The following is an 8,721-nucleotide window of genomic DNA, read 5'->3' as shown; positions in this document are numbered from 1 at the left end:
TGTGGTAACCCAATCGATACCGGAGGTCCTCACTTTTTTAGCTCACGCCACGCTCACAACCTGTGTGGGAACAACAGCTAGATCACGTCGGCGTCGACCCAGTCCAGGGACTTGGTGACGGCCTTCTTCCAGTTGCGCAGCAGACGGTCGCGCTCGGCGATGTCCAGGCTCGGCTCCCAGCGGGCGTCCTCCTGCCAGTTGGACCGCAGCTCGCCGAGGTTGTTCCAGAAACCGACCGCCAGGCCGGCCGCGTAGGCGGCACCCAGGGCGGTCGTCTCTGCCACCACCGGGCGCACGACAGACACGCCGAGGATGTCGGCCTGGAACTGCATCAGCAGGTCGTTGGCCGAGGCCCCGCCGTCGACCTTGAGCGCGGTCAACGGAACACCGGCGTCGGCGTTGACCGCGTCCAGCACCTCGCGGGTCTGGTACGCGATCGCCTCGAGGGCGGCGCGGGCGATGTGGCCCTTGTTCACGTAGCTGGTGAGGCCGACCAGGGCACCACGGGCATCCGCTCGCCAGTACGGCGCGAACAGGCCGGAGAAGGCGGGCACGAAGTAGGCGCCGCCGTTGTCCTCGACCGACAGGGCGAGCGCCTCGATCTCCTCCGCCGAGTTGATGAAGCCCAGGTTGTCGCGCAGCCACTGCACGAGCGACCCGGTGACCGCGATCGAGCCCTCCAGGGCGTAGTGCGGTTCGGCGTCGCCGAGCTTGTAGCCGACCGTGGTGAGCAGACCGTTCTTGGAGTGGATGATATCGGTGCCCGTATTGAAGATCAGGAAGTTACCGGTGCCATAAGTGTTCTTCGCCTCACCCTGGTCGAAGGCAGCCTGCCCGAACGTCGCGGCCTGCTGGTCACCCAGGATGCTCGCAATCGGGGTTTCGCGCAGCAGGCTGTGGCCGCTGGCGATGCCGTAGACCTCGGAGGAGGAACGGATCTCGGGCAGCATCGACTTGGGCACGTCGAACGCCGCGAGGATCTCGTCGTCCCACTGCAGGGTTTTCAGGTCCATGAACATGGTGCGGCTGGCGTTGGTGACGTCGGTTGCGTGCACACCGTCCTCGAGGCCGCCGGTCAGGTTCCAGAGAATCCAGGTGTCGGTCGTGCCGAACATGAGGTCGCCGGCCTCAGCCTTCTCTCGCGCCCCTTCGACGTTCTCGAGGATCCAGACGATTTTGGTGCCGGAGAAGTAAGTCGCCAGCGGCAGGCCGACCTGGGCCTTGAAACGATCGACGCCGCCGTCGGCGGCGAGTCGGTCGACGATGGGCTGGGTGCGGGTGTCCTGCCAGACAATGGCGTTGTAGACGGGGATGCCGGTGTGACGGTCCCAGACGACGGCGGTCTCGCGCTGGTTCGTGATGCCCACGGCCGCGATGTCGTGGCGGGTCAGGTTGGCCTTGGCCAGAGCCTGACCGATGACCTCACGGGTGTTGCTCCAGATCTCCAACGGGTCGTGTTCGACCCAGCCCGCCCGGGGGAAGATCTGTTCGTGCTCGAGCTGACCGGTCGAAATGATCGACCCGGTCTTGTCGAAGATGATCGCACGGGAACTGGTGGTTCCCTGGTCGATTGCGATGACGTACTTTGCCATTTTTAACTCCTTTGTCAATGCTGGGTACACGGGTATTCAGGAATGGAAAAAGAAGAAGCGCGCGGCGCCTACGCGAGGATCGGCAGGAGGAACGCGGAGGTCCAGCCGGCCAGCAGGCCACCGATGACGGGACCGACGACGGGCACCCACGAGTAGGCCCAGTCGGAGGAACGCTTGCCCTTGATCGGCAACAGGAAGTGCGCGATGCGCGGGCCGAGGTCACGGGCGGGGTTGATCGCGTAGCCGGTCGGTCCACCCAGCGAGGTGCCAATCACGATTACGAGCAGGGCCACCGGAAGGGCGCCAAGGGCGGCCAGGCCGCCGTTCTCGCCCTGGCGTCCGCCGCCGAACGCGATGACGACGAAGACGAGCACGAAGGTGCCGATGATCTCGGTAATGAGGTTCCAGCCGTAGGAACGGATGGCCGGACCGGTCGCGAACACGCCGAGCTTGTTGGCCGGCTCCGGTTCCTGGTCGAAGTGCTGCTTGTAGGCGAGCCAGACGACGGTGGCACCCAGGATGGCACCAACCATCTGGGCCCCGATGTACGCCGCCACGGACAAGGCGTTGACCGGAACCCCCGAGCCGAACTCGGTGGCCCCGGACGACACGAGTCCCAAGGTGACGGCGGGGTTCAGATGAGCGCCCGAGTTATAGGAGACGATCACGCCGGCGTACACCGCGAGGCCCCAGCCAATGGTGACCATCAGGAATCCGCCGCCGAAGCCCTTGTTCTTGGTCAGGGCGACGTTGGCGACCACCCCGCAGCCCAGCAGGATCAGGAGAGCGGTTCCCACCACTTCCGAGAGGAATACGATACCGAGATTGTCCACGTTGACATCCTTTTAGGTCATTGAAATGAAGAAAGCGAAGGAAACGGATAGTAGAAAACCTAGCGACTCGAGACCGCCGATGGTCCTGACCTTTCTGCACGTTTGTGCAGATCAGCCTTCAAGTCTGCGGGAACGGAGCCGGGCCGGAGGGCAGGCTGCGGGCAGGCGACCGCAGCGGCCGCCCGCCCGCAGGGCAGTCCCGAGCAGTCCCTAGACGGCCGGGACGGCCGGCGTTTCCGCCGGGGCCAGGTGCACGCCGTACATGTCGAGCAGAGTATTCACCGCGGTGTCGACCTCATGCGCGCTCCGGGCGGCGTCCCAGCCGAGGACCGGTGCGAGCACGCCGGCCAGCTCGGTGAGCAGCGGCAGAGTCACTTCGCCGCGGAAAGCGATGCTGGTGCGGCGCAGCAGCAGGTCCATCAGGTGCATGACCGATTCCGCCCGGGCGATGAGCTCGATTTCGCGCCGGGTGTAGCCGGGGTGCTGCATGAGCGGCGCGTCCGGTTCGGCGGTGAGCCAGGTGATCACCTCGGTGGCGCGCGTGCCGTACCGGGTCAGCAGCACATCGGCACGCTCGGCGCCGACCTTGTCGCCGTTGGCGGCAACCCAGACCCCGCGTGCGGCATCCGTCGCCGGGAAGTCTCGACCGCCGCCGATGGGCAGGCCGACCGTCGAGACGGTGCGCGGCAGGCCGAGCAGGGTCAGGATGTCGCCGCTCAGGTGTTCGGCCAGGGCGCGGAAGGTCGTCCACTTGCCGCCGACCAGGCTCAGCAGGGTGCCGGGCCGGGCGCCGAGCGGGCGCGATTCGATGCGATAGTCGCGCGAGACGAAACCGGGCGCCTCGTCGTCGTGGCGGGGCAGCGGGCGCACGCCGGCGAACCGGAACACTATCTGCGCCCGGTCGACGGCCACCTTTGGGAAAACGTGGTTGACGAGTTCGAAGAAGTAGTCGACCTCGGCTTCGGTGCAGCGCGCCGGCTGAGTCATGTCGTGCTCGAGGTCGGTCGTGCCGACGAGAACGCGGCCCGCGAGCGGGAAGATCAGCACGATGCGGCCGTCTCTGTGCTCGAAAAAGATCTCGCGACCGCCGGTCGCGGCGAGCAGTTCGGGGTTGTCGAGCACGACGTGCGACCCCTTGGTGCCGCCCATATAGGTGCTGGCCTGGCCGAGGGCCGTGTTCGTGAGGTCGGTCCACGGTCCGGACGTGTTGACCACGATGTCGGCCTCGAAGCTGAATTCGGCGCCGGTGACCGTGTTGCGGAGGCGCACACCCGCAGCATCCATGCCGACGGCTTCGATGTAGTTGGCGCTCCGGGCGTGGGTGCCGGCGGCTAGGCCGTCGGCCAGCACGTCGAGGGCGAGGCGCTCCGGGTCGTGCATGGAGGCGTCGTAGTAGGTGGCCGTGTACTTAAGGCCCGGATTGATCTGCGGCAGCACGTCGAGCGACGCCTTCTTGCCGAGGAATTCGTGCCGGGGCACATTGCCGCCGTCGCGGGAGAAGGAATCGTAGAGCATCATGCCGATCTTGATCAGCAGAGCTCCGCGCTCTTGGGCCGCACCCTGTTTGTGGGTGAGGAACCGCATCGGCGCCGACATCACTCCGGAAAAGGTGGAGTAGATCGGGATGGTCGTCTTGAGCGGCTTGACGTAATGGGGAGCGATCTTGAGAAGGCTGTTGCGCTCCTCCACAGACTCCTTGACCAAGCGGAATTCGCCGTTCTCGAGGTAACGCACACCGCCGTGGATCATGTGCGAAGAGGCCGAGGATGCGCCGGAAACGTAGTCGCCCTTGTCGACGATGGCGACGTCCACGCCCTGAAGGGCCAGATCGCGGAAGGTCGCGATGCCGTTGATGCCGGCTCCGATGATGAGAACTTGAGCGCGGGGGCGGTCCTGGATGGCGGCCTGCGCGGCGGCACCACTGGACTGTGCCGGTGCGGAAGATGACTGATCGGGTGTGGACAGCACTATGCGCTCACTTCTCTGTGGGTGGGGGGGGAATTGCTTCTACCCTGCTAGGTTCAACACAAACGGTCAAGAGGTTTGAACATACGTGCAAGGAGTTAAAATGGCCCATCCAGACGATCCGTCCCTGTCGGACCGAACCAGTGACGCGCTCACGGCGGCCCACCTGTATTACATGCAGGACCTGACCATGGAGGCCATCGCGCGGGAACTGCACACCTCCCGCTCCTCGGTGTCCCGTCTGCTCAGCCAGGCCAGAACCAGCGGGTTGGTCGACATCCAGATCCGGTCCCCACTCGACGCGACGAGCCGGGTTGAGAAGCTCATCCTGAACCGCTTCCAGGTCACCGCGCACGTCGTGCCGGTGCCCGACCACGCCAGCGACGTCGATCGGTTGGAGCGCGTGGCCCTCTCGGTTGCACGGATTCTCGGCGAGTTCTTCGACTCGAACATGATCATGGGCATCGCCTGGGGCTCCACGATGAATGCGGTCAGCCGCCACGTGACCCCCAAACGCACTCACAACGCACAGATCGTGCAGCTGAACGGCGCCGGCAACACACGCAGCACCGGCCTGGACTACGCCAACGAGATCCTGCAGCGGTTCAGCAACGCGTTCGGCGCCCGCCTGGAACAGTTCCCGGTTCCCACCTTCTTCGACGACCCGGCCACACGCACGGCGTACTGGCGGGAGCGCGGCCTGCGCCGGCTGTTGGAAATGCAGAGGAACATGGACGTCGCGCTCTTCAGCGTGGGTTCGCCCTTCTCCAACGTCCCCAGCCACGTCTACGTCGGAGGCTACCTGGACGACGACGAGCTCACGGCTCTTAGCGACGCCGGGGTCGTTGGCGACGTCGCGACGGTCTTCTACCGCGCGGACGGCTCGACCGACGGCATCCCGCTTAATGATCGCGGCACCGGCCCGGAACTGTCGGTGCTGCGCCGCACCCCCCGGCGCATCTGCATCGTCTCGGGCCAGTCTAAGGTGGACAGTCTTCGCGGCGCGCTGGCCGCGAACCTGATCACTGACCTGTTCATCGACGAGAGCAGCGCCCGGTCACTGTGCGAGTGAGCAGACGGAGGCCCGCCGGCGCCACGGAAGGTTCGTGGCGACCGGCGGGCCGACAAGTCAGTGCTTCTGCACGTACTTGACGGGGGCAGGCAGGCCGCGTGCCACGCGCACGGAGCGCGAGAGCCGCTCGATCGACTTGAGGGCGTCGAAGACGTCGTCGGCAGTGACCACGAACGGCATGTTGTGGATCGTCTCACCCGGCAGGGTTGACGCCGTGGCGATGGCCCTCAGCTCCTTCTCGTCGTCCAGGCTGAGACCGATCTCGGTCAGCGTGGTGGGCAATCCAACGAGAGTGGTGAACTCGATGAAGTCTTCCACCTCGGTCCGTGGCGCGCCCTCGAGGACCAGCTGGGTCAGGGAACCGATGTTCACCTTCTGACCGTGGGTGAGACCGTGGGTCTGCGGGGCCGCGGTCAGGCCGTTGTGGATGGCGTGGGCGGCGGCCAGACCGCCCGACTCGAAACCGAGTCCGGACAGGAGCGTGTTCGCCTCCACCAGCTTCTCGAGAGCAGGTGTGACCAGGTTGTCACGCACGGCATCGAGGGCCGGAAGGGCGTTCTCCCAGATGACGTCCCACGACAACTTGGCCAGCGCGGTGCCGGTCTGGGTCGGCAGCCCCCCGGCCATCGTGGTCGCATGGGCAGCCGCCGTGGCCCGGGCTTCGAGCCAGGTCGCCAGCGCGTCGCCGACTCCGGCGATGAGGAACTCGACCGGCGCGTTGGCCACGATCTGGGTGTCGATCAGCACGAGGTCGGGGTTGCGCGGGAAGAAACGGTATTCGACAAACTCGCCCTCCTCCGTGTAGATCACCGAGAGTGCGGAGGTGGGAGCGTCGGTCGACGCCACGGTGGGCACGCTGACCCAACGAATTCCAGCCAGGAAGCCGGCGGCCTTGGCCGAGTCGATCGTGCTTCCGCCGCCCACGCCGATGATCACGTCGGCCGTGGTTACGCGGATCTTCTCGACCAGCGCGTCGACCGCGGACGCAGTCGCAAAGCGGTCGAATTCGACCCGTTCGACGCGGAGGCCGGCAGCAGCGAAGCTCGCCGAGACCTGCTGCCCTGCGAAACCCCACACGACGTCATCAGCGACGATCAGGGGGGCGGAGCCGATCTGGGATACGAATTCGCCGAGGCGATCGATCGCTCCCTTGCCTTGGACGTAACGTCCGGGGCTCATGACTGTGCGGATTGAAGTGGTCATCGTGGAACTTCTTCCTGGTCGAACTGCGTCTACATCTTTGTGGGACGGTGGCGGTGAACCGGTCTTCCGGGGCACAGATTTCACATTACGCCCGCCGATTCGACCGACATCGGCTGCCCTGCAGCGGGCGACCGTGCGAGCGCACCCTCCGAGCGGTTTCCGGCACATTCGCCCAGTCTGATGTCACGGCTCAGAGATCGGATCTGACGCACCAACACGCGCTTTTGGCCAATTTTTTGAATGCTATTCAGCATTTACAGAAAATACGTCGCTGTTTCTGAAAGCCAGCGTTGCACATCTGTGCAGATCGGACGCCCGGGAGGGGCCGACACCGGCAGCTACGCCCGTGTCGGCTCCAGCAGGAGCGCGGCGGCGGATCGCGCCGCGTCGGCGCTGCCGGCGGCGACCGCGGCGAGTGCGGCATCCCGGCACTGGTCCACCGTCACGCCGCGTAGGAACTCGGCCACGCCGCCCAGGGCTCGCGGGGACATCGACAGGCTGGTCGCCCCGAGCCCCACCAAGATGGCGGCAAGCATCGGATCTGCCGCGGCCTCACCGCAGACCCCGACCGGCTTGCCTGCCGCCAGACCGGCCTGGCAGGCCTCCCGGATCATCCGCAGGACCGCCGGCTGCCAGGGGTCGTTGAGCAGGGCGAGCTCCCCCATCAGCCGATCGGCCGCCATGGTGTACTGGGCGAGGTCGTTGGTCCCCAGACTCGCGAAGTCCACCCGTTCGAGGATGGGGCCCGCCGTGATAGCGGCAGCGGGTGTCTCGATCATCACGCCCACGTTGTGCAGGCCGTGCGCGGCACAGCGGGCCGCGAAGTCCACGGACTCGTCGACGGTCGCGATCATCGGCGCCATGACGCCGACGTCGGCGTCTTCCGCGGCGGCCGCCGCTGCGATGGCCTGCAGCTGAGTGTCCAGCAGTTCCGGCCGCTGCCACGCTGTGCGATACCCCCGGATGCCCAGGGCAGGGTTGACTTCGTCGGCCGCCGTGACGAAGGCCAGCGGCTTGTCGGCTCCCGCATCCAGCGTTCGGATAGTGACCTTCTTCCCGGGGAATCCGGCGAACACCTGGCGGTACGCGGCGACCTGTTCGTCGAGTCCCGGAGCCTCGGCGTGGTCGAGGAAGCAGAATTCGGTGCGGAAGAGGCCGACACCCTCGGCATTCGCCTCGATCGCGGCGGCAACGCTGTCAGGCGAAGCCACGTTCGCGAGGAGCTGCACGCGGTGCCCGTCCCTGGTCCTTCCCGCACCGTCGAAGGTGATCACCCGGCGGATCTGTTCCTCGGCTCGCAACACTTGTTCGTCGGTGGGGGCCACGACGATCTCACCGGTCGTGCCGTCAACGATCACCACGCTTCCCTCGGGCAGGTCCATCGCATCGCGGGCCGCCACCACGGCAGGCAAGCCAAGCGCCCGCGCGAGAATGGCCGTATGGGAGGTGGGCCCGCCCTCGACGGTGACGATCGCCCGACACACCGTGGGGTCGATCAGCGCCGTGTCGGCGGGGGCCAGGTCCCGGGCCACGAGCACATACGGCTCCACACGATACGGCAGGCCCGGTGCCGGTCGGCCGAGCAACTCGGACACGATGCGGTTGCGCACGTCGTGCAGGTCCGAGACACGTTCGGCGAGGAGCCCACCTTGCTCCTTAAAAACCGCTGTGACCTCGCCCACAGCCGCCCAGACGGCACGCTCCGGAGTGTGGCCCTGCCCGGTCACCCGGGAAACGGCAGCATCGATCAGCCCGGGATCCGCCGCCATCAGCGCCGTTGCCTCCAGGATCCCACGCGCCGCTCCCGACACCCGGGCCGCCTTGTCCCGCAGGGCCAGGGCTACGGATGCCGCGGCGGCCACGATCCTCTCCGCGGCCGCCGCCCGCTCGCGCAGGGGGAGTGCGACTGCCGGCCCCGGCTCGTCCACCGGTTCCTGCATCCGCACGATCGGACCGACGGCGAAGCCGGGGCTCACGCCCAGAGGCCCGCTCGACGGCGCCCCGCCCTGCGGCCGCGCCTGCGGCCGCGCCTGCGGCCGCGCCTGCGGCCGCGCCT

At 66.8% G+C, this 8,721-nt stretch carries 6 protein-coding genes; 1 reads left to right on the top strand and 5 read right to left on the bottom strand.

What is annotated here, in order from left to right; all coding sequences use genetic code 11:
• Positions 1 to 77: 77 nt before the first annotated feature.
• The 3 genes from glpK to CXY81_RS00170 all read right to left on the bottom strand — a co-directional run bounded on the left by glpK (position 78) and on the right by CXY81_RS00170 (position 4,390).
• A complete protein-coding gene (glpK, locus tag CXY81_RS00180) occupies positions 78 to 1,592 on the bottom strand; it encodes a glycerol kinase GlpK (protein ID WP_104171366.1) in 1,515 nt (504 codons plus the stop codon).
• A 68-nt stretch (positions 1,593 to 1,660) separates the two neighbouring features.
• Complete coding sequence (locus tag CXY81_RS00175) at positions 1,661 to 2,425, bottom strand: MIP/aquaporin family protein (protein WP_104171365.1); 765 nt, start codon at positions 2,423 to 2,425, stop codon at positions 1,661 to 1,663.
• Positions 2,426 to 2,635: 210 nt separating this feature from the next.
• Positions 2,636 to 4,390, bottom strand: a complete 1,755-nt coding sequence (locus CXY81_RS00170; RefSeq protein ID WP_199182884.1) for a glycerol-3-phosphate dehydrogenase/oxidase — start codon at positions 4,388 to 4,390, stop codon at positions 2,636 to 2,638.
• A 103-nt stretch (positions 4,391 to 4,493) separates the two neighbouring features.
• Here CXY81_RS00170 and CXY81_RS00165 point away from each other — a divergent pair, with 103 nt between their 5' ends.
• On the top strand, positions 4,494 to 5,462 hold the full coding sequence (locus CXY81_RS00165; RefSeq protein WP_104171364.1) for a sugar-binding transcriptional regulator: 969 nt from the start codon (positions 4,494 to 4,496) through the stop codon (positions 5,460 to 5,462).
• 57 nt (positions 5,463 to 5,519) lie between these two features.
• On the opposite strand, the gene CXY81_RS00160 is transcribed toward CXY81_RS00165, so the two are convergent.
• Together CXY81_RS00160 and ptsP are read right to left on the bottom strand one after the other, a co-directional pair.
• The gene (locus tag CXY81_RS00160) at positions 5,520 to 6,665 is read right to left on the bottom strand and encodes a glycerol dehydrogenase (protein WP_104171363.1); all 1,146 of its coding nucleotides are present in this window, start codon (positions 6,663 to 6,665) and stop codon (positions 5,520 to 5,522) included.
• A gap of 338 nt (positions 6,666 to 7,003) precedes the next feature.
• Positions 7,004 to 8,605, bottom strand: coding sequence for a phosphoenolpyruvate--protein phosphotransferase (gene ptsP, locus CXY81_RS00155; protein ID WP_104193603.1), 1,602 nt, complete (start codon positions 8,603 to 8,605; stop codon positions 7,004 to 7,006).
• Between the last annotated feature and the right edge of the window lie 116 nt (positions 8,606 to 8,721).

The sequence above is a fragment of the Cryobacterium sp. M25 genome (assembly GCF_002929635.1).
Lineage (GTDB): Bacteria > Actinomycetota > Actinomycetes > Actinomycetales > Microbacteriaceae > Cryobacterium > Cryobacterium sandaracinum.
This window is presented reverse-complemented; position numbering and strand designations above follow the sequence as displayed.

Bases quoted from the DNA above. Each gene is read 5' to 3' on its own strand.
- CXY81_RS00165 (WP_104171364.1), top strand. From the start codon at position 4,494: ATGGCCCATCCAGACGATCCGTCCCTGTCGGACCGAACCAGTGACGCG.
- ptsP (WP_104193603.1), bottom strand. From the start codon at position 8,605: ATGCAGGAACCGGTGGACGAGCCGGGGCCGGCAGTCGCACTCCCCCTG.
- CXY81_RS00160 (WP_104171363.1), bottom strand. From the start codon at position 6,665: ATGACCACTTCAATCCGCACAGTCATGAGCCCCGGACGTTACGTCCAA.
- glpK (WP_104171366.1), bottom strand. From the start codon at position 1,592: ATGGCAAAGTACGTCATCGCAATCGACCAGGGAACCACCAGTTCCCGT.